Source organism: Aridibaculum aurantiacum (assembly GCF_017355875.1).
GTDB classification, from domain to species: Bacteria; Bacteroidota; Bacteroidia; order Chitinophagales; family Chitinophagaceae; genus Segetibacter; species Segetibacter aurantiacus.
In genome coordinates this window covers 1,748,895-1,773,158 of record NZ_JAFEWC010000001.1, presented here as the reverse complement: position 1 = coordinate 1,773,158, position 24,264 = coordinate 1,748,895, and the positions used below count along the sequence as shown (strand labels likewise).

Below are 24,264 nucleotides of genomic sequence, written 5' to 3'. Positions count from 1 at the left end.
TACCAATTTTGTACAATGCTTTCACAAGTACCCATTAAGATCAAAGGAATAATTATCCTGTGCATGATGATTGCTCCCGGATGCAGTATCATCAATGAAACTTCCAGGAAAAAGCTGGAGCCAGGAATTTACATGTTGAAAGAACAGGAAAAGAAACGGGTGTTTGTAGATGTAAAGGAAGACACCATCAAGATGTACCCGGTAGCGAAAACCAAAACAGGATGGAATGCTGACACTTCTGCCTTTTCATTAATAAATATGAACCCGGCACAGGGCGGTACATGGAAAAATACAAAATTCATCAACCGCAGTTTTGATCTTGATGTAATGACGATCCTTTTTAAATATCGTCCGTACACAAAAGGGTTACCTAATCAAATAAACACAAACTTCAATGCAGCAGAGTTCATTGGATACAGAACAGATCTTTACATTCTTTCGTACGACAAAACACCACTGAACAAATTTCAGCAGAGAATAAATCACTTTGCTTATAGTGTTGGAGGATTTATAGGCATAGGTGCTACACAAATGAATGCATCGGTAACTGAAAACCATGTGCAATCAGAATATGATGGAGTTGTGCTGACGAAAGGTATCTCTGCCTTGGTAGGCATAGGCGATATAACATTTGGCGCAGCCGTTGGTTTTGATCGTCTGTTAGATAAGAACCGGAAAGTTTGGATATACCAGCAAAAACCTTGGATTGGGTTTACAGTGGGTTTGAACATTAATTAGAACGATTGGGTCCATTAAAATTGAAAGCACCCGGCATAAGCCAGGTGCTTCATGAGAAAACTATATGTGAAATATTGGATGTCTTTACTCTACAGTAGTTCTTTACTTTACTTTTTTACAACCTGAATTGCCTCATGGTAACTGTTGTTAGAATAAGTAACTGTATATATACCAGCAGGTAGTTCCTGCATATCGATCTCTACTTGTTGATTAATTGTTTTTGCAAGTACAACCACACCCGCAAGATTGCTGATGCGTACTTGCCCAGCACCTGTTTGAGATGCATCTACACGCACCACCAGTTTATCTGTTACAGGATTAGGAAATACTTTAACCAATGCCTTATTAGCTACACCTGTTGTTGCTGTCACTACGCGGCTGTATGTGCTGGTGCCATCCACATGGTGAAGCTGCAGCCTGTAGTAGTTTACACCTATTGCAGGACTTTCATCCTTGTATACATAAGCCGAAGGTGTGCCATTAGCATTGATATTAGCTATACTTCTAAAGCTGTTACCATCGGTGCTGCGTTGCAGTTCAAAACGGTCGCCTGTTGCTTCGCTGTGGGTGTTCCAGTTTATTTTGTTGTAGCTGCCATTGTTGCTTGCAGAAATTCCTGCAAGAGCAATATTCAGCACAGGTGTATTGATGTTGTAAAAAGTAAGCGTAGAGGAAACTTCGTTTGCCAAGATCACCATCGGCTTTCCATTAGGCGAGTTGGCTGCAGAAATAAAGATTACGCCTTCTGCACCATTGTCGCCACCGTAAGTAGCCACGCTGCGTGTATTAGCATAATCAACGAACAATGGATTAGCAGGATCCGTTACATCGTATACCATACAACCACCTATACGCTCCAGTGCTACAAAAGCATATTGTTTTCCATTGATCTCTCCCAGTGCTATTCCTTCAGGTTCTGGTCCTTTGTCATCACTGCGGTTCTTCAAGTTGTTGTTAGCATTGCTGGCATTGAAGATGGCACCAAACACCGGGTGCTTAGCTGTGATCACTTCCATTTCATCTTTACTATCCCAAACCAAAGCACCTGTGGTAGCATTCCAGATAGATATAGAGCGTGCACCAAAAGCATGTATTTCATCAAAGTCACCATCACCATCTGTGTCGCCTGAAGCATTGGTTACATTCAAACGGCCAAGATTTGCTTTCAACGCTTCTGCGTAAGGAAACTTCACAGGATCTAATGTATAGCTGCTACTGCCAAGGCGCTGAGCTTCTACGATTGCACCAGTGTATTCTCTTGCATCGCCTTCATTGGCAGTGATGATATATGTTTCTCCGCCTACTCTGTAAGAAGCAATGGCATCAGGCATATAAAGTCCTTTCACCGGCCAATTAGCAATCTGTACCAATCCACCCTGGTCGCTTACATCTAATGCATTACCAGCAGCCATATGATCTTTGATGCCTAAAGGCCGGATCTCAATAACGGTAGCGGTAGCAATATCTACCACTGCTATTGCATTGTTTTCCTGGCAGGCAACATAAGTCAGTTGGTCATTGTCAGAAATGGTGATATACTCCGGTTCCATATCCTGCGCTACTGTAGCACCCGGGCCAAATATACGTACACCTGCTGCTCTTAATGCTGCAGCCTGGCTATTGAAGCTACCAAAGGTGGCAGTAGTAACATTGGCTGCAGTAACATTAGCTACGCCTCCAGAAATATCGATGATAGAGATAGAACCTTCAGGATCTATTGTATAATTGGCATTAGGCTCTCCTTCGTTGGCTGTAAGCACTTTAGTTCCTGCATGATTGAAGGTAATCATATCAGGCATTGCACCTACTTCTACCTGGCTGATAAAGTTACCGCTGGCATTGAAGAAAACCACCTTACCCGGCAGTTGCGGATCTGCATTTTCCACAGCCGCAGCTAACACACCATTGCGAAATGCTATTGAATTGATATTGTCATAAGGCGTCATCGCAATGGAAGAGATGAGAGAAGCACTAGCAGGATTGCTGAAGTCGACGATGTCTATTTTACCACCAATGGAATTGGCAATGAACAAACGCTGTGTAGCAGGGTCGTGGGCTACTATTTCAGCAGAGTTAGTTCCTGCAGTACCGTTGCTAAACGAGGCAACATGTTGTAGCGTCACGCTTTGTGTTGCCACCGGCGCCTGCCTGTCATCATCCATGATCATAACAGTAAAGTGATTGGCTGTAGCCGCAGGAAGTGTAACATTTACCGGGTTTACCAGGCGAACAATAAAATACTCCGCTGGCTCAGCAAGTGCATCATTGTTAATGGTAAAGATGATGGTATCATTCACATTGTCAGCACCAGCCTCCCATTCAAATTTCATGGAAGCAGGAATGACATAATCCGTTCCGGCAGTGGCCGTGCTGATAGGTAGTATCTCCAGGTCAGCAGAGGCTGCTGCGCCACCACCCATTATTTTCGCAACTACTTTTACTTCAGTAGTTGTCTCCATTACATCGGCACGTGTACCTACAAAACTTACCGCACCAAGAGCAGGATAAGTAGTGTCTTTTATAGTAATCATATCAAACCGCCAGGTGCCGGTAGTGGCATAGTTACTGGTAAGTGTGCTGGGTATATAAGTGCTGGTAGCTGGCCTGAAGGCAGCCACTACACGGAAACCTGCATTGGCATTATTGGCTAGAGCAGAAATGCTGCTCATATCGTATGTACGTTTATTCACCCACGTATCGCCGGCTGTGGTAGAATCAACAGTAAATTCAGTCCAAACAACAGGTGAAGCATTTACATCAGTAGTATACTGCACGCTGAAGTGGCGTGGTGCTGTATTGCTGTGGCGCAGGTCGAACATAACAACTATGTTTTGATGACCTACAGTAGAAGCACTGAACTGTATACCTGCAGTTTTATTTGCTGCACCCTGTGCTGGAAAACCACTGATGTTCCAGCCGGTATTATCACTTCCTGGGTCTGATGAGCCACCATTGGCTGAACCCGAAGAAAATGCAGCTGTAGCACCACCTATAGTTGAAATGGTTCCAGTACCAGTAGAGGCAACTGTAGATCCCGTTGTATTGGAAGCATCGGGAGGATTGGAATTAAAATTCCATTGGGTGATGATGTTCTGCGCCTGTAAGCTGGCAGGCAGAATAAAAATCAAGGAAAAGAAAAATAATGTAGCAGTACGAATCATAAGCAGTTTTTGAAGCTGCGAAGTTGGCTGCCGTACATGAACAGGATGTTATGACAAGATTACTTTAATGTGAAGTAAAACAAGGTTGAACTAAAACTATAGGACGCCACTAATAGCATCCTATAGTTTTAGTGATGTTGACTTTTGCTTTTTGACTTTTGACTTTTTAATTTGACTTACCTATCTCCCTACATTATCTTTTATAACCTGGTAGCGGATCCATAAGAAGTCGTCATAAATACGTTCTACAGACTTTATCTTGAACTGTGTTGCTTTTCTATCACCATATCCTTCCTCTGCTTCAAACACTGTAGGCGAGCCGATTGTTCCATCTGCTACAGGAGCCAGCACCAGGCTGAATTCATCTATCAATCCTGCTTTCAGAAAAGAACCATTTACATGACCACCGCCATCTATACGCAATGTCTCTATTCCAAACAGGCCCTTTAGTTTTTGCAAAACAAGCTGCAGGTCCAGCTCTTCTTTTCCACCGAATATGTAAGAAACGTTCTTATTACGAAGGTGCTCTAAATAACCTGTTGAAACCTTTTCAGTAAGTACTTCAATCACCTGTTCGGTAGATACCATATTGCTATCCCAAGTACATTTACCGGAAGGATCAATGACAACCGCAAAAGTTTCGCTCACCTTCTCAGCCACAAAATCTTCATAAGAAATATTAGCTGTAGCTGCAATTGAATGCTGTTGCTTACTTGAAAATTCCTGCATGGTAACACGCCCCACCAGCCATGCATCTGCAGGTATCTTTTCAGCTGTTTCTTCAAAATATTTATGATGATCTGTAAAGCCCCAGATGTCTTGTTTTATCCTTCCATCTACCGAGCCTAACATATGGCAAATAACATACGGTTTTATACTATCCATTTCTATTGTTTTGAAATTATTGGCAAAAGTAGCACCAGGTAGAGATGTATGATGTCTGATGTTTTGATGTCTGATGTCTGATATATGATGTCGATTATCTGGTGTTTGATGTTCTTTTGCCTGATCACCAATCTCTAATCACTGATCTCTAATTTTTTGACTTTTGAATTTTGACTTTTGACTTACAAGTTCTGCTAGCTGACAGCTCCCCTACCATCCTATTCCATAATCTTCACCATAGTTACTGGAACCGCCCCACAGGCTGCCGTGCTTCCAGTCGAAGTAGATGGCATTGATAGGGCCGCTGGTACGGTCTTCAAACGTCATAATGTATCCCATCTTCTTTAGCTGTTCGCGTACCGTTTCCGGGGTGTTCTTGTTCAGTAAAATATTACCTGCTTTAGGTTTCCTGTCGACTGTTTTTGTACCACCTAAAGAAAGCCACAATTGGTTTGAATTGAAATTGGCTGCTTCTGCAGCTTGTTGCACATTCATACCAAACTCTACCATATTCAGGAAAAACTGTAACAGGTTTTGATCTTGTGTATCGCCGCCCTGTACACCAAATGCCAGGAAAGGCTTTCCCTCTTTTAATGCAATAGAAGGCGTAAGCGTAACGCGTGGTCGTTTACCAGGCGCTACAACATTGAATGGGTTAAGCGTAGAATCCAGCACGAAGCTTTGCATGCGCTGGCTCATGCCTATACCGGTGTTACCGGCAATACATGCAGGTATCCATCCACCGCTGGGTGTAATAGAAACAATCCATCCTTCTTTATCAGCCGCTTCTACAGTAGTAGTTCCCATCCAAAGTTTTTCCTGGTATTCATTCTTACCAAGCGTATTCTGCACATCATGTTGCGGCGCAAAATTCCTTCTTGAAGTATCCAACTCATAGCCTCTTTTCTTTAGCATCTCTACATACGGATTTGTTCTGCCTTCAAAAGGATACGGATCGCCGGGACCAATGAACGGATCGTTTTTATCATCTTTTATCAGCTGCGCACGCTGCTTTGCATATTCCTTGCTAAGCAAACCTTTTATAGGTTCTGCCGGGGCAAAATAAGGATCACCATAGTAGAAGTCGCGATCAGCGAAAGCCAGGTTGAGTGTTTGGTACAACGTGTGCAAATACTTTGCGCTGTTGTAGCCCATACACTTCAAGTCAAAGTTTTCCAAAATATTGAGCGACTGCAACAGCATAGGACCTTGCGTCCATTGTTGCATTTTGTAAACATCAATGCCCTTATAATTTACCTTAAGAGGCTCCTCTTCTATCACCTTCCAACGGGCAAGATCCTGCATGGTGATAAGTCCGCCTTGCTCTTTGCTGCCGCGTACAAATTCTTTTGCTATATCACCTTTATAAAAACGATCATAAGCAGCCATGATGGCATCACGTCGGCTTTTACCTTTTTTCAATGCAGCGCGCTCAGCGTCCACCATTTTTTGCAGTGTTTGCAACAGGTCCTTCTGTACAAAAATTTCTCCTGCATGAGGCGCTTCTCTTCCTTCACCCAGGTGGGTCAGCAAAACCTTTTTGCTGTATGGCCATTGCTTGATACGTTCTTTTCCTCTTTCTATACTATTGGCTGTTTGTGCTTCCATAGGATATCCTGCAGCCAACTGCATGGCAGGCTCGAGCACCTGCGCTAAACTCATGGTACCATATTGCGCAAGCATATAACACAGGCCACCAGGCGTACCTGGCGTGGTTGCAGCAAGCGGACCATACTCTGGTGGAAAACTGTATCCTTTGCTTTTGAAAAAATCAGCTGTTGCACCCGTTGGTGCTACACCCATTGCATTGATGGCAATCACTTTTTTTGTTTTGGGATTATATATCAGCGCCTGCGTTTCTCCGCCCCAGCTAAGCACATCCCACATGGTACATGTGGCGGCCAGCATTGCACATGCAGCATCTACAGCATTACCACCTTTTTGAAAAACCATTGAACCCGCTGTGGCGGCTAATGGTTTGCCGGTGATCGCCATCCAATTTTTTCCGTGCAGAACCGGTTTTTGTGTTGTTTGCGCATGGAGTTGAAAACCTAAAAAGATCGAAAGAAGTAGCAACAGGTGTTTCATAAAATGAGTTAAGGAATAAAGGTAGGATAGCAGCCTGAACTTCTTCCACTACTCCTCTATCCATCTTTTCGCCTCATCTTTCTGATCGAGATCAAAAAAACGAACTTCTGCAGGTGTTAATGCTTTAGAAACCTGCGCCATCAGGTTTTGCCACTTCTTGTCGCCGACCATTGCTATTTTATCAAATTTCGCAGTGCGCTTCATCGACTCTAGCGAGTCCTTGAAGAATGAAGTGATGTTCCAGCCTTCAAAGTCATTCATCTCGTAATACCAGCGCAGTTTTTCATGCTTTTCAAGCGCACGATTGATCACATCAAATTGTTGATCTACAGCTGCATTATCTAAAGTACCTGATACTGTGGTGTAAATAATATTGCTCCTCGTTTCGATATGGATCATATGCTTTGACTTTTTAATGGAACCTATAAAATAGTACCAGAGAAAACTCGTTATGTAAATTTAAATGAATACGGCAACGCCATCCGTTATGTTTTACAATTACATTCGTTGCCACAAAAGTTAACCATGAAAAAGCTATTGCTCCTGCTGGTCGTGATCGCATGTTACTTCCAGTCTATCAGCCAGAACTTTAACGCCGGAAGCAGTGTAGAAATATACTGGAGCGGCTCCTGGTACAAAGGGAAAGTAAATGAAGTAAAAGACGGGAAGTACAAGATCTCCTACGATGGCTGGAGTTCCACCTGGGATGAGTGGGTAGGCACCGACAGGTTACGGGCACCAGGATCTAAAAAAGAATACAAACCTGCCGAACAAACAACTGCAGGCACAAACACCAACAGCAGTTCCACACAGAATACTACCACAGCTACCGTTAATGGTTTTGAAACCACCACTCAACCTTCTGATGAGCCGGTAAGGCCTGGGGTATCGCCACTGGCCGGTAAATGGGAAGCAACCATCACCAATGGCTACAAAGGTGACAAGCTGACTTTTGAAGTTTCAAAAGATGGAAAGAAGATACAGAACGTGGTTTTTAAAGGATACTGGAAAAACAGGAGCCGCGGCTTTACTGAAGTTTTGCTAAACCTTGATCCGCCACTGCCGTTCGACATTAGCAATGGATCGTTTGCGCGTGTACAACGTGTACCATCTGCACGTATGTGGTGGGATGTGACAGGCCGCTTTGCCACACCTACAACAGCAGAAGGAACCTACAGGTGCACCTACGCCGGCGGCGAAAGCGACACCTACAAATTGAAGTGGACTGCAAAAAGAGTAGGTAAATAAAAAATGAAAAAAGAAGCCTCAAACTTCCTGACTTAACAACAAAAGCTGCAATAATGCAGCTTTTGTTGTTATAGCATGTACAGTTGAACAAGTGCTGTACATGATCTCGTTTATCCTTTAAATTCTTTAAACTTTCAGCACTCCTCTGAAGCCCCTGCTTCCATAGTAGGATTGCGCACCATTGTGGTAAATAAACACCCTACCGAAACGTAAATCACCAAATATAGCTCCACCTAATTCTCTTATGGCTGCAGGTGTTTTCAACCAACTCGATGTTTTCTGATCAAAATTTCCCAGCTGTTGCAGGTAATGATATTGCTCTTCGGTCAAAAGCTCTATTCCCATAGATGCAGCCATGTCTATTGCATTGTTCTTTGGCCGGTGTTCCTTCCGCGACTCCAGCCCTTCCAGGTCGTAACAAAAACTTCTACGCCCTGCAGGACTTTCAGCTGAGCAATCGAAAAAGATGTACTGGCCTGACTGCTCATCTTTAGCAACCACATCAGGCTCTCCACCTGTTTGCTCCATTTCATGTAGTGACCACAGTTTGTCTTCATTGGCAGCTAGCTTCTCCTGTACATCTTCCCACTTTATCTCTTTATGACGAACCATGTTCTTTTCAAATCGTGTCTTCAATGTAGTCAACAGCTCTTCACGCTGTTGTGGCAACAATTTGTTGGTACTGCCCTTTGTCTTCATGGCTTCAGCGTATTAGTTTATTACGTTCCAATAAAAAAATAGGATTACCTAGAATACTTTACCAAGAAACTTCAATGACTTTGGCACCGGCTTCAGCCTGTCGTTTAGAATAAAAAGGTTATTACCTGTAGAAATATAGTTTAGCTTCTTTCCATTATAGGTCTGCTCTACCTTTTCTCCTGTTTTTATATTTACCAAAGAGGTACGCAAATAAAGTTCTTTGGTGACCATGTTAGAAAGCATAGGAGTATAATAGTAACAGTCTTTGAAGAAGTAATGCGTTACCTGGGAATAACGGGTAGAACCTTCTTTTGTAACAGGCGATCCGCCATGAATGATATTAGATGACCAGATAAGAACATCTCCCTTTTTTGCCAGGAACTTTCTCTTAGGGAAATTGTTTACCTGCACGATCTTCTCAATGAAATCTTCATAATCTTTATAATCATCGTAAGAAGTATCGTGTGCAGTTTCTTTTATCTGGGTAAAATCGTATTCAGGTAAACGATGTGAACCCGGGTGATAAAATACAGGTCCATTCTCTTCTGTGATATCTTCCAAAGCCACCCAAACACCGCACATAAAACGTGCTGGAAGCGAGCTAAAGTGTATGGTATCAGAATGGGCTCTTTGTTGCGATCCTACCCTGAAGTTTAATGTCTGGAATGGAACGGGCTCCCTGCCATAAAGCAACTCCAGCATGTCGAGTATCTTAGGAAAAATAGCCAACTCTTTAGATGCATCCGAAACCATCCAGAAGTCCTGGATCCGTGAATGATCGCGATGGGTTTTGATTTCAAAATCAGGATTGAAAGCTTTCGTCTCTACATCTTCTCTTGTTCTATCAATAAGCGACTCGGGCACAAGACCAGAAATAACAACGTATCCATCATTATGATAATCCTGCACCAATTTCTTTTGCTCTGCAGAAAGGTTCTTCTTTTCCAGTTCTTCTTCAAAAAAGGGTGACTCTACCCATGGCACATTGGCTTGTATCATATATTGTTGATTTTGCTGAAGTCTGCAAAATACAAGTTTAAGAACAAGATTTTCATGCATCTATGGTTACCGGCAAATTTTCATGATATCATCATATTATGATTACCTATTTTCCATTACTCCATTTGCATCATCCATTTCAATCGTCTAGCCTTACCTGAACATCTTATTCCTGATACCGTAACCCGCTTTTCCCGATACAGTAAGTCTTTCCATTTTCGCCAACGGTTATTTGCACCCTCAAAACAAAAGGATTGATGAAACTATACATACTGACTTTCCTGGTATTACTGACAGGAACCACACTAACTGCTCAAATAGAACAAGGAACTATAACCGGTAAAATTTATACAAGTGATGGAAAGCCTGCCCCGCATGTGAACATCACCATTAAAGAAACCAAAGAAAACATAGTGGCGGCTGAAGATGGCACCTACACTATCAATACAGATAAAGAATGCACCTGCACGATCATTGTTTCTTTTGTAGGCCTTGCCACACAAGAGAAGATAGTAACGATCAAAAACGGTGAAACCATCCAATTAGATTTCCAGCTGCACGAGAATGCAGCTGAGCTGAATGAAGTGATCGTGGTTGCAACCAGGTCATTGAACAACCGTTCTACTTCTATAGGAAAATTACCTGTAGCACAACGTGACCTGCCCCAGAGCATAGTGGTGATTGACCAGGCTGTGTTGGAGCGCCAGCAGGTACAGTCAATGACTGACGTGTTGCAAAACACCAATGGAGTGTACATCATGGGTACTACCGGCGGCTACCAGGAAGAGATAGCTGCAAGAGGTTATGCATTTAGCAGCAGCAATACATTTAAGAATGGATCAAGGGTAAACAATGGCATCAGGCACGAGTTCAGCTCTGTAGAAAAGATAGAAGTATTGAAAGGCGGCAGCGCCATCCTTTATGGCAATGTAGCGGCAGGCGGCATCCTGAACATTGTGACCAAGAAACCGAAATTTGAAACTGGCGGAGAAGTCAGCTTCCGCACAGGTAGTTATGATCTTTATAAACCATCCTTTGATGTATATGGAGCTATAGCCGGCAGCAAACATTTTGCTTACCGTGTAAATGGCACCTATGAAAAAGCTGGTAGCTTTCGCGATGGTGTGCAGTCGGAGCGCTTTTACTTCAATCCCTCCCTGCTTTACAAGGTGAGCAACAAAACCCAATTCTTGCTGGAAGGCGATTACCTGAAAGACAATCGCACACCAGATTTTGGTTCGGGCGCAATAAATTATGCAATAGCAGATGTGCCACGTTCACGCACTATCAATGTGCCTTGGGCTTATCTAAAAACACAACAGTATACCACAACCGCCACCGCCATTCACAATTTTTCTGAAAGTGTACAACTACGCGGTGTTGCTTCCTACCAGGGTCTTGGAAACGAGATGTTTTCTGCGTCGCGTCCTGCTTCTATGTCTATAAGAACTGATGGTACATGGATGCGTGGGTTGCAAAAAACAAAAACAGATGAAAGCTATTATTTCTCCTCTGTTGACCTGACGGCAAAGTTGAATACAGGCAAGATCAGGCATACCTTCCTTATAGGAGCTGATGCTGATAAGTACTACACTCAATCATTTGCATTTGCCACTTATAGAAACAACGCAATAGCCAGCAGCAACAAAAATGTTTACGACAGCATCAACATATTTGATCCTTCCACTTTTAACCAGCGCAACGATATACCTGTACTTGCTGCTGAACGTATCACCACCTCGCCTATTACCAGGTATGGTGCTTATGTGCAAGACCTGGTGGCACTGTCTAACAGATGGAAAGTGCTGGCAGGCATCCGCTACTCTTACCAGAAAAACGAGGTAGCTACGGTAGACACATTATTGAAAGGCACACAAGGATTTATTGCAGCCAATGCAGCTGATGCTTTTAGTCCTCGATTGGGTGTTGTATACCAGCCAACCAAAAACATCTCGTTCTTCACCAGCTATACCAATACATTTTCTGTTAACACTGGCGTTGATGTAAACAACCAGGCGCTGCCGCCATCCATCAGCGACCAGTTTGAGATTGGTATGAAGAATGACCTTTTTAAAGGTGCTGTATCAGCCAACCTAACGGTTTACCAGATTGTGAACAGCAACCTGGCACAGACAGCTATCTACCTGCCTGATGGAGGCATCAACACCAATAGCAACATTCGTGAACTTACAGGTGAAACCACCAGCAAAGGCATAGAACTAGATATCATCAGCCGCCCTATCAATGGCTTTAATATCATTGCCGGCTACAGTTTTAACGATATGCGCTACACAGGTGTCAATGGAAACACTGTCAACGGGAACATTAAAGGCGACAGGCTGCGCTACAACCCGTCGCACACCGCCAATGCCAGCGTGTTTTACAACTTCAGCAATAATTCTGCTTTAAAAGGATTGTGCGTGGGTGCAGGTGCCTTTTACATTGGCGACAGGTTGGCGGGTAGAAATCCTACCAACAGCCCAACCAATACTAATAAACTGATAGCACTTCCTGATTTTACCACACTGGATGTGAACATTGGCTACAACCAGCCAAAGTACGCCGTACGACTGAAGGTTTCGAACCTGCTTGACAAGCTTAGCTACAATGCACACGATGACAATAGCATTAACCCTATTGCGCCGCGGCAGGTAATTGCTACCGTTAATTATAAATTTTAGAGTAAGCTTATGATTGCTTTTTTGGGCAACCAGCAGCAGAACAACAATTTTGCGCCCGTTGCGTCGCACACTTATACGGTATATCAATAGGCAGCTGTACAGCTACATTATAATAGGAAGGACAAAGACATAAAAACTTAAGCGCCCCGCTCACATGAAAAAATTCTTCAGAAACATTCACCTCTACCTTAGCCTTGCTGCAGGGTTAGTAATTCTTACCTGTTGTTTTACAGGTGCTGTTCTAGTTTTCGAAAAAGAACTGCAGGAAGCTTTTAACCACGACCGGTACTATGTAACGCAGCAGGAAAAGCAGTTGCCGATAGAGCAGATGATTGCTAATGTGAAGCAGCAATATCCTAAAGCCAAAGTTTCTTCTGTGAAGCTTTATCCTGATCCGGCACGTAGTGTAGAAATTGGTGTCACCATTCCTTCCAAAGAAGATAAAGAAGGCAAAAAAGGTGAGGGCAAAAAAGCTGAAACATCTAAAGACAATAATGCCGCTACTCCCCCGGTTGCAGGTGGCAAAGGCAAACAAGCTGGTCCTCCGGCGGGAGGTGGTCGTCCTACGCATACGGCTTTTGTTAATCCATACACCGGGCAGGTAATAGAACTATACAGCTACCGCGAAACATTTTTCTATACCATGTTCGCCCTGCACCGCTGGCTCCTTGGCAGCGACAGCAGTATCGGGAAAACCATCACCGGTGTTTCTACGCTTATTTTTCTGGTTATCCTTATCACCGGTATCATTTTGTGGTGGCCGAAAAACAAGGCAATCCTGCTACAAAGACTTAAGCTAAAAACCAGTGGCAGCTTCAAACGCATTAACCACGACATGCACGTAGTGCTTGGTTTTTATTCCTCAATCTTCCTTTTCATATTTGCTTTCACCGCGTTGGCGTGGTCGTTCAAATGGTTCAATAAAGGAATTTATACTGTCACCAATTCCAGCATGGAAGCGCCTAAGCCGCCACAATCTGCATTCGTGGCCGATCAATCGAAGATCACTTATGATGCTGCTTTTAGCACTATTAGCAAAGTGGCTCCTGGTGCTGTTTATTATACATTGAGAGCACCCAGCGATAGCACCGGCATCTTTACCGCAACTGTATTACCGGCGGGTGTAATGGAAACTGCCAGCGACAGCTATTACATTGACCAGTATTCAGGACAGGTGATTGGCACACTAGCATTCAACGATAAAAATCTTGGGCAGCGTGTACGATCAGCATTCAAGCCTGTACACACAGGTTCTATCTATGGTTTGCCTTCTAAGGTAATTGCCTTCATTGTCTGCCTGCTGGGTGCATCCTTTCCTATTACAGGTGTTATCATGTGGATCAACAGGCTAAAGAAAAAGAAGCGTAAAGCTGCAGAAAAAAAGCTGCAAAAAGTGCCGGAACTTAGTATGGAACAGGTATAGAGGTGTATCGGTTCATCAAAGCGCTGGCTTATTATGATAGGAAAGGCGTCTTAAACTTTATGTTTATTTCAGATGTGCTGATAACTAATCATATTATATTCATCAGGAACTCTTTTATCTCTGCCGGTTTTTTTTCAAAAAAAGATCAATTACACCTGAATAGTTGTAAAAAAAAAGCCTCTCCTTCTTTAAAAAGAGAGAGAGGCACTACCTTTCGTTCATTAAAAAGCTCATGGAATAACCCCAAAAGACCATGCCATGAGGATGAGCACCAGCTTTGACATTAACATCTTATCTCAGATAAGCACGTATAGAAGCATGCACATTATTTAGTAGATATAAATACGATGTAGCCGGATCTGCTCGTCTTGCATGGGAAATCTTTCAAAACTACTTCCTGAACCTTTGCTTAAAACCCGTATATAAAGTGGGCTAGCATAAGTTTTATCATGTCCATCAAAATAACTGAATACAACATTTGGGATAGTATCTAACACAGTAAGCGTAGTGGCAGGAATGGAAAGGTTGGTATACTGCTTAGAAAATCTCCCACTTGTGGTAGAAGCATTAAGAATGAGTGTATCTGAAGGCAGTATGGCGGTATTGGAAGACACCTGCACTACCAGCTGCCTTACCAGTTTATACAGGTAGATCTCGCCTAACGAGGTATCTGATGCAGGCAGATTTTGCCAAGAGGCATCTATATTATTACTACTTACAGACATGTTGATAGGCATCATACTACTAAATGGAATGCCTATAAACTGTCCCTGGCCCAGGGGAAACTTAGCAGTAAAATGACCATCAGCATTGGTTCTTGCCGTTAAATTAGAGGAACCCGAACTGGATGGGATCCCAATGCCTCCGCTGCCCCTTTGGTAAAACTCCAGCTGTGCATTACTCACAGGAACCCTATTAGATGAAGAAAGCACCAACCTGCCACTGATCGTTATGAACTTTTCTTTTTTGCAGGACGAAAAGAATGTAATTACCAGGATAAGGACCACAAGTAAACAACTGCTTAATAATGTTCTATTCATAATGATCATTTACAGGCTTTGAAGGTACAGTAGTTTCTACATCTTCATTTTGAAAGTAAGCATCAAAATACACATGTTAATGTGGTTCCGCGGAGTGAATGTTTTCGGCATCTTTGCGGCATCAACAACCCTTGACCTTCCTTCCATGAAGCAATTACTTTTCCTGATCCTGCTAGTTGGATTATTTTCTTGCAAAAAAGAAACACCAGGTTATACCACTAAACAATATACTGAGTTTGAATATGAGAAGCTTTCAAACTTTAAGAACTACCGGATGTTCACAAAGCTTGGTGAGATAAATGATGCTTCGCTGGTTGCGCGTTATGCTAACACACATTCGCAGTTCTTTTATACACCATCATCTGAATTCACAGGCAATGAGTACAAGCGCTTCTCGTTTGTAAATGAGGACAGCATCATTAATACCGGAATAGCGCCTGTCGGAGAAATGAAAAGAACATTGGTAGATGCATATGATGTTTTCAAAAGCAAATACACCGTTCCCGTAAATGATACCAACACGCTGGAGCTTCACCTTGGAAAGTACAAGCTGCATTATTTGGAGACCACTTCTTTAGGCTATTCTTATTTTGAATTATATGATCCAGCTATCATCCTAAAAAGAGTGAATGACAAATTGCATCTGCCTATCATTCGCTACATCATCACATCCACCCAGGATTATTCTTTCTCTTTTTCAACGGGCAGGTTCAACAATGTGCTTGATCCTACTGGCATAAATAAGCTCGGCGATAAGGACACTTTACTTGTTCAAAGCTTTGATATTATTCTTCAAAAGAAGTAGCCTCCTACCCTTTCTCTGCTACAATGTGGTGGTAAGTAAACACACCTTGCTCAATAGCATCGGCTTGTTTTAAGGAGCTAAGCATGTTGCCATGCCGTACAGAAGATATGACGCCAGTATTGTACAGCAGCTTGCTTAAAGTTGCATAGCGCCTGCATGTATCACGAAGGTTCCTGTACGACTTCATAACATGTGGAGTGATGTCTTTACAATTGAAAGAACTGAAACCTGTAGCTAGTGCATGTTGTTGGTGCTCTTGTATGGTATCTAGGTCAGGTATTGCCCACGGATCAAATACCTGGTGCAGTAGCTGTTCCTTGTCCGTTTCCATTGGCCGGGATGTCCTGGTATATTCAGCCATCACCACTTTGCCCCCAGGTTTTAAAACCCTTGCAGCTTCTTTATAAAACTCCTGTTTGCTGGCAGCATGACAAACACTTTCAAACGCCCAAACTACATCAAGGGAATTATCTTCAAAAGGCATCTCCAGGTAATCGGCTACTACAAAATCAACTTTGGGCACGGGGTGTTTTGCAAGCCTTTGATGTATGGTGGCAACCTGTTTCTCAACAATGGAAATTCCGGTAACTGTAGCATCCAGGTTTTTCGCCAGCCACTCAGATGAGTGACCGAGGCCACAGCCTGCATCAACTATACGTGCACCTTTTTGTATGCCGGCAAACTCTGCCAGCACCTCGTTAGCCCGCACGATAGCCTGTTTATGATTGGTGGCTTTTTCATCATAATAGCCAAAGTGCAGTGCCGGCGTACTCTTTAGCATCCAGTTCCAGATAAGCTTGTACTCAAACTGTGTGTCAGAATAATATTTTTTGATAGCGTCTTTATGCATAGCCCGGAGTTCTTTTACTTGATAATAACATACGTGAAAAGCACATGAGAATTGGTTGGAAACAACAACATTTGGAAAGGCAGATGTAAACAAATGCTTCTTAATCAGCAATGAATACCGGCTCTTTCTTAACAGGAATAACAAGGGCTTTGTTGTAGTTTGGAAACATCTGGTAAAGCTTGTCTACAGGAATATTGGTAGCATCAATGAACCTCCATGTAACACCTTTATCAGGCGATGTAGCAAGCAGGTAAGATGTACGTGTGAGTTTACCACCGGGAACAGATAACACCAGGTCCTGGGCAACCACTGAGTGAAGTTCAGTTCCTGCTTTTACAATAGGCTTTGCATCGCCTATAGATACGGAAGATATGCTTATGCCTTCCTCCTTCCATTTGTCAACCTGGCTGCGGATCACTTCTACCATCTTTGCTTCACCGCCCACCATTTTTACTACATTAGGATGCGTGTATTTCACAAATGCGGCAAGATTATTCTTATTGAAGTCGATCGCCATTTGCTTAGCCTGTTTCATCAAATTATCTGCAGGCATATTTCCTGTTTGTGCAGTTGCAGGTAAGAAAAAAATGCAACTACTAAATATCATTACCAGGTATCGGTAGCCGGACCGGAAGCTCATATTCATTCAGTGGTTTATAATGGAGCAAAATAAGCATTAAGTATTACAGCTACCGTTTTCTTACCAACCATGATCCTTTGATGAACTATAGATACACATGAAAAGTATAATTTTTGAGCAGGCAGCCAGTAGAAAGGTGGCATAATGAAGGCCGGAATCCCATGGCATATCTTTAGTGATGTATGCAAGAAGTTGAAGCTATTACGCAGATTTGTAACATTCAACATCTACCTAACTTTAGGTATATAATTAAAAGCCCGTGTTGACTTATATACTCTTTGTTGTTGGATTTGTGGTCTTGATTAAAGGCTCCGATCTATTGATAGATGGAGCCTCTTCCATTGCTAAGAAGATGAATATTTCGAACCTGGTGATCGGCCTTACGGTGGTGGCATTCGGCACCTCTACCCCCGAGTTGTTTGTAAACATTTTTGCCAGTGTAGATGGAAATACTGAACTGGCCATTGGTAATATTTTGGGCAGCAACATCGCCAACATTTTATTGATACTGGGCGTAGCTGCTGTTATATATCCCGTTTCTATTCAGAAGTCAACGCTATACAAGGAGATACCATTCAGTCTTCTTGCAGCCGTTGTTTTAGGCATACTTGCTAATGATCGTCTTTTAGATGGCAGCGAAACTTCTGAAGTTACCAGGAGCGATGGCTTTGTGTTGATAGGCTTCTTCATCATCTTTATGTACTATATAATGGGTATTGCTAAAGCATCAGCAACTGATGATGCCAACAGCGTAAAAGTGATGAGCACCTGGAAATCTATATTACTTGTAATATTCGGTTTAGCAGGTCTTGCAGTAGGTGGCCAATGGATCGTAAATGGTGCATTGGAAATAGCTGCCCGTTTTGGTGTCAGCCAGTCCCTGGTGGGATTAACAGTAGTAGCCATTGGCACATCATTGCCAGAGCTTGCCACATCGGCGATGGCGGCTTATAAAAAGAATACAGATATAGCCGTAGGCAATGCTGTCGGCTCAAACATCTTCAACATATTCTGGGTGCTTGGTTTAAGCGCCATTATTAAACCTCTCCCATTCCAGCCAAAGAGCAATACTGATGTCATCATGACCATCATTTCAAGCTTACTGTTGTTCGGGTTATTGTTTCTGGGAAAGAGGCATTTATTACAGCGCTGGCAAGGCGTTCTTTTCCTGCTTACGTACATCGCCTATATCATCTTTCTTGTTTGGCGCGGTTAGCAATTACCAGGTTTTTGTAATGTGATGGTCACTTTGTCTGTGCCTCCATAGTGTTATTACAATTTATCATCATAAAGCAAGCTCATAAAGGCCTGCAAAGGATAAAGCAGCGCTCAAATCGGGTAATACAGCCTGCCTGGTAAAATTTTCTTTCAACCGCCTGCGTTCATGGTGTTCATTTTAAAAAACTGATTCTATCAATTCTATGAACAACAAAATTTTTACCCTAATCCTCGTTGCTATTTTTCAATTATCTGCTGCACCACTATGGGCACAAACTGTTCTAAATCCTGGAGATGTTTCTATTACTGGTTTTAATGCAGGCAATGGTGATATTGCATTTGTATCTTGGGTTCCATTAGCACCCGAAACAAAAATTTGTTTTACCAATAACGGCTGGAACAGTACTGCAACTACCACTACTGCAGGTAATGCAAGAAACATGGAAGAGATTGCTACATGGTCCAACTCAACCGGAAGTACTATTGCAGCTGGTACGATCATAGTTACCAAAACGGCTTCACCGTATACTGCCAATCTTGGTACCACTACAGTATTTAGTAATAGTTCCACATCAACTACACCTGCACTGGCTATCCAGGGAGGCGACCAGATCACCATCTATCAAACCGCCAGTGGCAATGGCTACTCGGATAACAATAATGCGTCTGCTACCTTTAATGGTACTGCTATTGGCATTTTACAGTGGCCATTTGATTTTATATCATCTGGAAATATTGACCATATAACCTCTTACCTGCCTTCTGATCTTAGTGGTTATGCTACCAGGTTCCTGTACACTTTCGAAAATCCATATCAACATTATGTAGGTACTAGAACTGGTAAAACAGTTGAAGAATTTAAACAATTGGTAAGGTCGAGCGGAAACTGGACAAACCACTGGAGCAACCCATTGAATACAACAGCATTTGATGTTCCGGTTACACTTCCTGTTTCATTACTAAGCTTCTCTGCAGCATACAAGGCAAATACGATAGAATTGGTTTGGAGTACATCAGCCGAGGTGAATACTGCAAAGTTTGAAGTGGAGACAAGTTCTAACGGCACTTCTTTTACCAAAGTAACTGAAGTAGCAGCCAAAGGCGGTGGCACAGCAAGAGCAGAGTATCGTTTTGCACATGCAACAACAGAGGGCGTACATTTTTACCGCTTGAAAATGGTAGATAATAACGGCAGTTATACTTACAGCAATGTAGCACGAGTGTCAGTTACAAAAGCTGACAGATCAGTATCAGTGCATCCTAATCCTGTAGTGAATAACAAGATCAATATTCAGCTGGGTAACTTCTTACCTGGCACCTACTCTGTTATCCTTACAGGATCAAATGGACAGGTAGCTTTTCAAGCTAAGATCACAAGCAATGGCGGCAATCACAATACTTCTTTACAACTACCATCGCTGACAAAAGGCATCTACAATATGCAGGTAAAAAATGATGCTCAGGCTTATAATACAAGAGTGCTTATCAACTAATCATTTTATAGAAAGGTTATACTGGAAGGACTGCTTATGGCAGTCCTTTTTATTTACAATTTCATTGGCAGCTAAAAGTAAAGTGAAAAGGCGGCATGTGCTTTATGGTATAAATTGCTCGCTTATAAAACGCGACACTACTTCTATGTTTGACAAACCTTCTATTCTATACATAACTGATCTATATTACCCTGCACGAAACAGGGCTTATTATGCTGAGGACCTTTATATCACCTCGCATTTAAGAAATGATTTCAACATTGCCATATGCCATCCTTTACACTCCGCTCCTTTTGAAGAACGAGTGAACCTGGTAGTAGTGAGAAATTCAGGACCTACCATTCATTACCAGGAATATTACCGGGCATTTTTAGAACGGATGAAAAGCAAGGCCATACCTATATACAATTCATTTGATGGCCGCGGCGACATGCTTGGAAAGAAGTATTTGCTTGTACTTTCCAAAGATGGATATCCTGTAATTCCCACTATTGCATCTTTAGATGATATAGAACTGTTGCCAACCAAAGAAAATTACCTTATCAAGCCAATTCAAGGAGCGGATTCTATAGGTGCACGAACAATTACAAAAGAAGACTTGGTTTCTACTGTTCTGCAGGATGAGATCATTCAACCATTTATTGATTTTGAATATGAGGTATCGTTTTACTTCATTGATGGCAATTTTCAATATGCGCTTTATGCACCAGATAAAGACCAGCGATGGAAGTTGGAAGAATATAGTCCAACTAAAAAAGACATGGCTTTTGCTGAACTCTTCGTTCAATGGAATACACTTACACATGGCATTCAACGTGTAGATGCATGCAGAACAAAAACAGGTGATCTGCTGCTGGTAGAACTGGAAGACCTTAATCCATTTCTTTCATTGGACCTGTTAGACGACAGCACAAGAAATAGCTTTATAAAACAATTCAAAGAAGCACTCCTGAAGATGATATAAATCGAAACGGCAAAGAACTTTCCAATTAATTTGTTCATTACCTAATAAAGCAAAAGAGCGGTATCCCGCTCTTTTGTTATCATCAATTGAATTGTCGTAGAGGAGAGAATACCTGTTTAAGCACTGGCGTTTTTCGCCACATTTTTGATCCTTTAACTAGCCATGCTGTACCAAAGAACCATAAGGCAGTGGTTTCAAAAATAAATGTTGTAAAGGCGAATAAACCTTCTTCATATTTTATGATGAAGCTGAATAAAGCAATACATGCGATACTTACAGCTATACCCCATCCACATATTTTATACAACCACCTTCTCCTGTTGAACATAGCAGCCTCTTCAGCAGTATATGCCTCATCTGGTTTTTGGAAAAAGTGCAGGCAAAAAATAATGAAACAAACAAATAAACCACCGGCAAATGCAAAATGAATTCCGCCCCATAAGCCGGAGATTTCCTGCAGTACTTTCAGGTATTGATTGCTGCCGTTTTCGGCTGGCCTGAAACCTTCAAACTGTGTAGGAAAAGCAGCTACTCCAAAAGAGCAATAACCTGCAATATTTGCCAACCTGCTCTCCCATGGATCGTCGCGTTTGCCTTTGTAGGTAATGAGAAATCCACCCAATACGCATAAGGTGCACAGGAACACAAAGTGCATTTTACTGTAGTAATAGTGGCTGATGGAATGTTGCCAGGAGTTTTCGCCTGCACCAAAAATATAGCAGCCCAATACTAACGCAATAGGCAAACAAACTCCAATTATACCAATGAAGGTCCGCAGCTTCTGGTACGAGATCACTTGTTCATTATCGCTCTGCATAGGTTGTATTTCCTTTTCTTCAAAAAAACCTGAAATGTTCTGAAAGCCCGGTTTTGTAGTTTCCATGATGTTAGGTTTACATTTTTGTAATGAAGATGATGGCTATTGAATGCTGCATAGCCTACTACTAATATAAACAGCAGTTTCTTCTTTTGCAAGCTATAGCTGCAACTGCTTTACTTCCTCAGTATCAAGGTTGTTCTTCATGAGCTACTGCCGGTTGATTACAATTGTTGCATCAACAAATAAGTAATTGAATGAAGACTTATACAAAGCATCAAAAAATGATTGGTGGTATAGTTTTTCTGTCTTAAAAAGTCCAACATCTAAAAATCAAAATCATGGTAAAAATTTCAATTGCAGTAGCTGGAACCATCTTATTCTTTAGTGCATGCAACAGCGGCATGAACAGTGCAAATAAAGAAGAAGCTATAGGCAATGAACAACCAGGAGATCCTGTAGAAATGCGTAAACCAGATATAGGTTATAAGCCTGCTTTTGCAGGACAAACACGTGCACCAGGTGTAAAAACATCTACTCCATATGAAGTTCGTGTGGTAACTGACAAACTAACCAAACCATGGGGTATAACTGAACTACCAGATGGTCGGCTGCTGGTAACAGAGAAGGAAGGCAATATGCGAATAGTAACCAAGGACGGCCAGGTAAGTGAAAAGATCACTGGTCTGCCTGAGGTAGTAGCAGAAGACCAGGCTGGATTGCTGGATGTAAAACTGGATCCTGACTTTGGCAGCAACAGGATGGTGTATTGGTCTTACTCTGCAAAACTGAGTAACGGAAGTACAACAGCAGTAGCTAAAGGAACGCTTTCGGCCGATGAAAAACGTATAGAGAATGTACGGGTAATATACCAGGCGGTGCCGGTGTATAGTGGCACCAAACACTATGGCAGCAGGTTATTGTTTGATAAGAGCGGGAACCTATTTGTAACTACCGCCGATCGTTTTGAAAAAGAAAGGCGACAGCATGCACAGGACCTGGTATCCTCTCTAGGAAAAGTTTTGCATATAACTAAAGATGGTCAACCTGCACCAGGGGGTCCGTTTGCAGGACAACCAAATGCCAAACCTGAGATCTATAGTATTGGCCACAGGAATATTCAAAGTATAGATATGCATCCTGCCACTGGTGACCTATGGATTGCCGAGATGGGGCCAAAAGGAGGTGATGAATTAAATCATGTACAGCCGGGCAAAAACTATGGCTGGCCTATTATAACTTATGGAATGGAATACAGCCATGACACAATCGGCACTGGTATAACTCAAAGAGAAGGCCTGGAGCAACCCGTTTATTTTTGGGATCCTGTGCTTTCACCAAGCGGTATGACCTTTTACCGCGGCGATGCCATTCCTGAATGGAAGAACAGCTTGTTCATAGGAGGCTTGAACAGCCACCACATTGCTCGTTTGGTTATAGAAAACAATCGTGTGGTTGGAGAAGAAAGACTGGCTGCCGATCAGCAACAAAGATTCAGGTCAGTAACAGAAGGCAGAGATGGAGCGCTCTATGCCATCACTGATGAAGGGCGGCTGTATAGGATTGGAAAGAAATAAGTAGAAGAACGGAGAGTAAGAACGAAGTACTAAAACAAGGTACGAAATACGAAGTACGAGGTACGAAGTAAATACATTCCCTCCTGCAGAAGGTAATTTTCATAAGCCTTTTGCAGGAGGGATTTCTTTTTATACAACCACTTCATTTTCAACCTCGGGAAGGAACCTAAAGTAAAACATGACCGTTCTGGTCTTCGGTTTTCTTTTTATTTTTTAATTTTTCATTTTGCATTTACTCCACTCCCGGCAGCACGATCATCCTGGTATGTGCAGCTTGCTGGCGAATAGCTTTAGCTATATTATACTGCTCAGAATTCCACCATTCCTTGGCGCGTTCTACCGAAGGGAATTCAATAACAACAACCCTCTCAGGTTGCCAATCGCCTTCCAGTGTTTCTGCTTGCCCACCACGTACCACAAAACGACCATCAAAGGCTGCAACGGCAGCAGGCGTTAGCTTTTTATAATCTTCATATAGTGCTGTGTCATGAATGGACACCTCAACCAAAACATAAGCTGGCATAGTTATCAATTTTAGCAAATATCATCAATAAGAGAATGTACATGGCTCTCTATAATGGATAAATGAAGACACAACTAAAGGTTATCTTTTTGTGAACACGGCACTTTTACACAGCATGACTATCTTTTTTGGATGTGAAATCGGGAAGCAGAAAAGGCTTTCTCAATCTCACCATATTGCCATGGCTATATGATCCATTAGCTATAACATCATGAAACACAAGAATATTTTAGTCACGCTATTTACAGGTACGGGAAGTAGAAGAAGATCATAATGAAGGAATCCATTACATGTAAGCGATTATTATTGGTAAGCTTAACATATTACGAGCAGCTTCATTAGCATTCATGAGGCAGAATACACTACATTTACACCGTCAATCATTTTTTGAGAAGCTTTAGTATCGTCATTATTA

The 24,264-nt window shown here is 42.3% G+C and carries 20 protein-coding genes; 9 read left to right on the top strand and 11 right to left on the bottom strand.

Annotated features, from left to right (window positions below):
- Positions 1-15: 15 nt before the first annotated feature.
- Positions 16-738 (top strand): hypothetical protein, encoded by a 723-nt coding sequence (locus J4N22_RS07335; protein WP_207493278.1) that lies wholly within the window; start codon positions 16-18, stop codon positions 736-738.
- A 107-nt stretch (positions 739-845) separates the two neighbouring features.
- Here the strand turns inward: J4N22_RS07335 and J4N22_RS07330 are convergent, their stop codons facing one another.
- The 4 genes from J4N22_RS07330 to J4N22_RS07315 all read right to left on the bottom strand — a co-directional run bounded on the left by J4N22_RS07330 (position 846) and on the right by J4N22_RS07315 (position 7,271).
- Positions 846-3,899: a choice-of-anchor I family protein gene (locus J4N22_RS07330; RefSeq protein ID WP_207493277.1), complete on the bottom strand. Its 3,054-nt coding sequence runs from the start codon at positions 3,897-3,899 to the stop codon at positions 846-848.
- Positions 3,900-4,079: 180 nt separating this feature from the next.
- On the bottom strand, positions 4,080-4,784 hold the full coding sequence (locus J4N22_RS07325) for a RibD family protein (protein ID WP_207493276.1): 705 nt from the start codon (positions 4,782-4,784) through the stop codon (positions 4,080-4,082).
- A 210-nt stretch (positions 4,785-4,994) separates the two neighbouring features.
- Positions 4,995-6,872: a gamma-glutamyltransferase family protein gene (locus J4N22_RS07320; protein ID WP_207493275.1), complete on the bottom strand. Its 1,878-nt coding sequence runs from the start codon at positions 6,870-6,872 to the stop codon at positions 4,995-4,997.
- Between the two features lie 48 nt (positions 6,873-6,920).
- On the bottom strand, positions 6,921-7,271 hold the full coding sequence (locus J4N22_RS07315; protein WP_207493274.1) for a SpoIIAA family protein: 351 nt from the start codon (positions 7,269-7,271) through the stop codon (positions 6,921-6,923).
- Positions 7,272-7,397: 126 nt separating this feature from the next.
- On the opposite strand from J4N22_RS07315, the gene J4N22_RS07310 reads away from it, so the two are divergent.
- Positions 7,398-8,120 carry an MBT domain-containing protein gene (locus J4N22_RS07310; protein ID WP_207493273.1) on the top strand — a complete coding sequence of 241 codons (723 nt, stop codon included), beginning with the start codon at positions 7,398-7,400 and terminating at the stop codon, positions 8,118-8,120.
- 126 nt (positions 8,121-8,246) lie between these two features.
- On the opposite strand, the gene J4N22_RS07305 is transcribed toward J4N22_RS07310, so the two are convergent.
- The gene (locus J4N22_RS07305) at positions 8,247-8,819 is read right to left on the bottom strand and encodes a DUF4256 domain-containing protein (protein ID WP_207493272.1); all 573 of its coding nucleotides are present in this window, start codon (positions 8,817-8,819) and stop codon (positions 8,247-8,249) included.
- 48 nt (positions 8,820-8,867) lie between these two features.
- The gene (locus J4N22_RS07300; protein ID WP_207493271.1) at positions 8,868-9,818 is read right to left on the bottom strand and encodes a phytanoyl-CoA dioxygenase family protein; all 951 of its coding nucleotides are present in this window, start codon (positions 9,816-9,818) and stop codon (positions 8,868-8,870) included.
- A gap of 257 nt (positions 9,819-10,075) precedes the next feature.
- On the opposite strand from J4N22_RS07300, the gene J4N22_RS07295 reads away from it, so the two are divergent.
- Together J4N22_RS07295 and J4N22_RS07290 are read left to right on the top strand one after the other, a co-directional pair.
- Positions 10,076-12,499: a TonB-dependent receptor gene (locus J4N22_RS07295; RefSeq protein ID WP_207493270.1), complete on the top strand. Its 2,424-nt coding sequence runs from the start codon at positions 10,076-10,078 to the stop codon at positions 12,497-12,499.
- Between the two features lie 154 nt (positions 12,500-12,653).
- Entirely contained in the window at positions 12,654-13,922 is a 1,269-nt protein-coding gene (locus J4N22_RS07290) for a PepSY-associated TM helix domain-containing protein (RefSeq protein WP_207493269.1), read from the top strand.
- 329 nt (positions 13,923-14,251) lie between these two features.
- Here J4N22_RS07290 and J4N22_RS07285 read toward each other — a convergent pair whose 3' ends face one another.
- On the bottom strand, positions 14,252-14,962 hold the full coding sequence (locus J4N22_RS07285; RefSeq protein ID WP_207493268.1) for a hypothetical protein: 711 nt from the start codon (positions 14,960-14,962) through the stop codon (positions 14,252-14,254).
- 145 nt (positions 14,963-15,107) lie between these two features.
- On the opposite strand from J4N22_RS07285, the gene J4N22_RS07280 reads away from it, so the two are divergent.
- Complete coding sequence (locus J4N22_RS07280; protein ID WP_207493267.1) at positions 15,108-15,767, top strand: hypothetical protein; 660 nt, start codon at positions 15,108-15,110, stop codon at positions 15,765-15,767.
- Positions 15,768-15,771: 4 nt separating this feature from the next.
- Here the strand turns inward: J4N22_RS07280 and J4N22_RS07275 are convergent, their stop codons facing one another.
- Both J4N22_RS07275 and J4N22_RS07270 read right to left on the bottom strand, forming a co-directional pair.
- Positions 15,772-16,617 carry a methyltransferase domain-containing protein gene (locus J4N22_RS07275; RefSeq protein WP_207493266.1) on the bottom strand — a complete coding sequence of 282 codons (846 nt, stop codon included), beginning with the start codon at positions 16,615-16,617 and terminating at the stop codon, positions 15,772-15,774.
- A gap of 100 nt (positions 16,618-16,717) precedes the next feature.
- Positions 16,718-17,257 (bottom strand): hypothetical protein, encoded by a 540-nt coding sequence (locus J4N22_RS07270; RefSeq protein ID WP_207493265.1) that lies wholly within the window; start codon positions 17,255-17,257, stop codon positions 16,718-16,720.
- A gap of 262 nt (positions 17,258-17,519) precedes the next feature.
- Between J4N22_RS07270 and J4N22_RS07265 the strand changes: the two genes are divergently transcribed.
- From J4N22_RS07265 to J4N22_RS07255, 3 genes are all read left to right on the top strand, one after another.
- Positions 17,520-18,473 (top strand): calcium/sodium antiporter, encoded by a 954-nt coding sequence (locus J4N22_RS07265; RefSeq protein WP_207493264.1) that lies wholly within the window; start codon positions 17,520-17,522, stop codon positions 18,471-18,473.
- A gap of 205 nt (positions 18,474-18,678) precedes the next feature.
- Complete coding sequence (locus tag J4N22_RS07260) at positions 18,679-19,968, top strand: T9SS type A sorting domain-containing protein (protein ID WP_207493263.1); 1,290 nt, start codon at positions 18,679-18,681, stop codon at positions 19,966-19,968.
- Between the two features lie 97 nt (positions 19,969-20,065).
- Positions 20,066-20,932, top strand: a complete 867-nt coding sequence (locus J4N22_RS07255) for an ATP-grasp domain-containing protein (RefSeq protein WP_207493262.1) — start codon at positions 20,066-20,068, stop codon at positions 20,930-20,932.
- An 82-nt stretch (positions 20,933-21,014) separates the two neighbouring features.
- Here the strand turns inward: J4N22_RS07255 and J4N22_RS07250 are convergent, their stop codons facing one another.
- Positions 21,015-21,815 carry a hypothetical protein gene (locus J4N22_RS07250; RefSeq protein WP_207493261.1) on the bottom strand — a complete coding sequence of 267 codons (801 nt, stop codon included), beginning with the start codon at positions 21,813-21,815 and terminating at the stop codon, positions 21,015-21,017.
- Between the two features lie 275 nt (positions 21,816-22,090).
- Between J4N22_RS07250 and J4N22_RS07245 the strand changes: the two genes are divergently transcribed.
- The gene (locus J4N22_RS07245; protein ID WP_242692085.1) at positions 22,091-23,326 is read left to right on the top strand and encodes a PQQ-dependent sugar dehydrogenase; all 1,236 of its coding nucleotides are present in this window, start codon (positions 22,091-22,093) and stop codon (positions 23,324-23,326) included.
- A gap of 232 nt (positions 23,327-23,558) precedes the next feature.
- Here the strand turns inward: J4N22_RS07245 and J4N22_RS07240 are convergent, their stop codons facing one another.
- Positions 23,559-23,849 carry a DUF1330 domain-containing protein gene (locus J4N22_RS07240; protein ID WP_207493260.1) on the bottom strand — a complete coding sequence of 97 codons (291 nt, stop codon included), beginning with the start codon at positions 23,847-23,849 and terminating at the stop codon, positions 23,559-23,561.
- Positions 23,850-24,264: the final 415 nt, after the last annotated feature.

Excerpts from the sequence above, each read along its gene's own strand:
- J4N22_RS07335 (WP_207493278.1), top strand. The coding sequence starts at position 16 with ATGCTTTCACAAGTACCCATTAAGATCAAAGGAATAATTATCCTGTGC.
- J4N22_RS07330 (WP_207493277.1), bottom strand. The coding sequence starts at position 3,899 with ATGATTCGTACTGCTACATTATTTTTCTTTTCCTTGATTTTTATTCTG.
- J4N22_RS07325 (WP_207493276.1), bottom strand. The coding sequence starts at position 4,784 with ATGGATAGTATAAAACCGTATGTTATTTGCCATATGTTAGGCTCGGTA.
- J4N22_RS07320 (WP_207493275.1), bottom strand. The coding sequence starts at position 6,872 with ATGAAACACCTGTTGCTACTTCTTTCGATCTTTTTAGGTTTTCAACTC.
- J4N22_RS07315 (WP_207493274.1), bottom strand. The coding sequence starts at position 7,271 with ATGATCCATATCGAAACGAGGAGCAATATTATTTACACCACAGTATCA.
- J4N22_RS07310 (WP_207493273.1), top strand. The coding sequence starts at position 7,398 with ATGAAAAAGCTATTGCTCCTGCTGGTCGTGATCGCATGTTACTTCCAG.
- J4N22_RS07305 (WP_207493272.1), bottom strand. The coding sequence starts at position 8,819 with ATGAAGACAAAGGGCAGTACCAACAAATTGTTGCCACAACAGCGTGAA.
- J4N22_RS07300 (WP_207493271.1), bottom strand. The coding sequence starts at position 9,818 with ATGATACAAGCCAATGTGCCATGGGTAGAGTCACCCTTTTTTGAAGAA.
- J4N22_RS07295 (WP_207493270.1), top strand. The coding sequence starts at position 10,076 with ATGAAACTATACATACTGACTTTCCTGGTATTACTGACAGGAACCACA.
- J4N22_RS07290 (WP_207493269.1), top strand. The coding sequence starts at position 12,654 with ATGAAAAAATTCTTCAGAAACATTCACCTCTACCTTAGCCTTGCTGCA.
- J4N22_RS07285 (WP_207493268.1), bottom strand. The coding sequence starts at position 14,962 with ATGAATAGAACATTATTAAGCAGTTGTTTACTTGTGGTCCTTATCCTG.
- J4N22_RS07280 (WP_207493267.1), top strand. The coding sequence starts at position 15,108 with ATGAAGCAATTACTTTTCCTGATCCTGCTAGTTGGATTATTTTCTTGC.
- J4N22_RS07275 (WP_207493266.1), bottom strand. The coding sequence starts at position 16,617 with ATGCATAAAGACGCTATCAAAAAATATTATTCTGACACACAGTTTGAG.
- J4N22_RS07270 (WP_207493265.1), bottom strand. The coding sequence starts at position 17,257 with ATGAGCTTCCGGTCCGGCTACCGATACCTGGTAATGATATTTAGTAGT.
- J4N22_RS07260 (WP_207493263.1), top strand. The coding sequence starts at position 18,679 with ATGAACAACAAAATTTTTACCCTAATCCTCGTTGCTATTTTTCAATTA.
- J4N22_RS07250 (WP_207493261.1), bottom strand. The coding sequence starts at position 21,815 with ATGGAAACTACAAAACCGGGCTTTCAGAACATTTCAGGTTTTTTTGAA.
- J4N22_RS07245 (WP_242692085.1), top strand. The coding sequence starts at position 22,091 with ATGGTAAAAATTTCAATTGCAGTAGCTGGAACCATCTTATTCTTTAGT.
- J4N22_RS07240 (WP_207493260.1), bottom strand. The coding sequence starts at position 23,849 with ATGCCAGCTTATGTTTTGGTTGAGGTGTCCATTCATGACACAGCACTA.